Source organism: Pseudomonas sp. Sample_9 (genome assembly GCF_004307535.1).
Lineage (GTDB): Bacteria > Pseudomonadota > Gammaproteobacteria > Pseudomonadales > Pseudomonadaceae > Aquipseudomonas > Aquipseudomonas mercuritolerans.
The window spans coordinates 1-1,680 of record NZ_RAZO01000242.1; the positions used below are offsets into that span (position 1 = coordinate 1).

Here is a 1,680-nt window from a genome sequence, read left to right on the forward strand (position 1 = left end):
TTCGTAGGAATGGATGCGATCGGCGTGTTCGTAAAGATCACTGGTGAAAATCAGCTCATCCGCTTGGGTCTGCTCGATCAACACTTCCAGTTTGGCGCGGATCTTCTGCGGGCCGCCGACCATGGCGAGGCCGAGGAAATCGCCCACCGCCTCACGTTCATGGGGCAGCCACAGACCGTCCATGGTTTTCACCGGTGGACGCTGCACCAGGCTCTGGCCACGCATCAACGCAAGAATGCGCTGGTACACCGACGTCGCCAGATAATCGGCTTGCTCATCGGTATCGGCCGCCACCAGCGGCACGCCGAGCATTACGTACGGCTTGTCCAGCACGGCAGAAGGCTTGAAGTGGTTGCGATAGATGCGGATCGCCTCGTGCATGAAGCGCGGCGCGAAGTGCGAGGCGAAGGCGTAAGGCAAGCCGCGCTCACCCGCCAATTGCGCGCTGAACAGACTTGAGCCGAGCAGCCAGATCGGCACGTTGGTGCCGGTGCCGGGCATGGCGATCACCCGTTGCTCCGGGGTGCGCGGGCCGAGGTAGCGCATCAGTTCGGCGACGTCTTCAGGGAAGTCGTCAGCGCTGCCCGAGCGCTCACGGCGCAAGGCGCGGGCGGTCATCTGGTCCGAGCCGGGGGCGCGGCCCAGGCCCAGGTCGATGCGTCCCGGGTACAGGCTCTCAAGGGTGCCGAACTGCTCGGCAATCACCAGCGGCGCATGGTTGGGCAGCATCACCCCGCCGGAACCGACGCGGATCGTCGACGTGCCCCCGGCCAGATAGCCGAGCAACACCGACGTCGCGGAACTGGCGATGCCGTCCATGTTGTGGTGTTCGGCGACCCAGAAGCGCGTGTAGCCGAATTTCTCGGCATGCTGCGCCAGGTCCAGCGAGTTGCGCAGCGATTGCGCCGCGCTGCCGTTTTCGCGCACCGGCACCAGGTCGAGAGTGGAAAATTTAACGTCGGACAGTTTTTTCATGAACCTGCATCTCCGGGTGGGGAGGCAGGTTTTTCTTGCGAACGAAAACCTGCCAAATCCATAAGCGTGTTTTATGGAATGAGGGCATATACCCGAGATTCAATAGCAGCGACGAAATTTCCTACTAAAAAAGTCAACGATTCAGCCAGGCTGAACTTTGTTCCGCCGTCTATCCTCAGAAGCCTTGCTAGTAAAAACCGCGACGGCGCGGCGTTCCGCGCCATATTTAAGGAGGCAGACATGGCTATCGTGAAAAAGGCATCGGCGCATTGGGAAGGCGATCTGAAAACCGGTCTCGGCTCGATCTCCACCGAAACCGGCGTACTGCGCGAAGCACCTTACGGCTTCAAGGCGCGCTTCGAAGGCGGCAAGGGTACCAACCCGGAAGAACTGATCGGCGCGGCCCACGCCGGCTGCTTCTCCATGGCGTTTTCGATGATTCTCGGTGATGCGGGCCTGAAGGCAGACAGCATCGACACCAACGCCGAAGTCACCCTCGATCAGGTTGACGGCGGCTTCGCGATCACTGCGGTGAAGCTGATTCTCAAGGCGAAGATCCCGGGCGCGACTCAGCAGCAGTTTGAAGAGTTGAGCAACAAGGCCAAGGAAGGGTGCCCGGTTTCCAAGGTGCTGAATGCGAAGATCACTCTCGAGGCTTCGCTGGTCAGCTGATTCGGCGTTTGCCGGGCTGACGCCTTCGCGAGC

The 1,680-nt window shown here is 60.9% G+C and carries 2 protein-coding genes; one reads left to right on the forward strand and one right to left on the reverse strand.

Translation table 11 applies throughout. The features are described 5' to 3' along the window. Positions 1–975 (reverse strand): LLM class flavin-dependent oxidoreductase (locus tag D6877_RS13710; protein ID WP_130911146.1); only part of this gene is annotated, 975 nt, incomplete at its 3' end. A gap of 240 nt (positions 976–1,215) precedes the next feature. On the opposite strand from D6877_RS13710, the gene D6877_RS13715 reads away from it, so the two are divergent. After that, the gene (locus D6877_RS13715) at positions 1,216–1,647 is read left to right on the forward strand and encodes an OsmC family protein (protein WP_016772308.1); all 432 of its coding nucleotides are present in this window, start codon (positions 1,216–1,218) and stop codon (positions 1,645–1,647) included. Positions 1,648–1,680 lie beyond the last annotated feature (33 nt).

Coding starts and splice junctions, on each gene's coding strand:
- D6877_RS13715 (WP_016772308.1), top strand. CDS start 1,216: ATGGCTATCGTGAAAAAGGCATCGGCGCATTGGGAAGGCGATCTGAAA.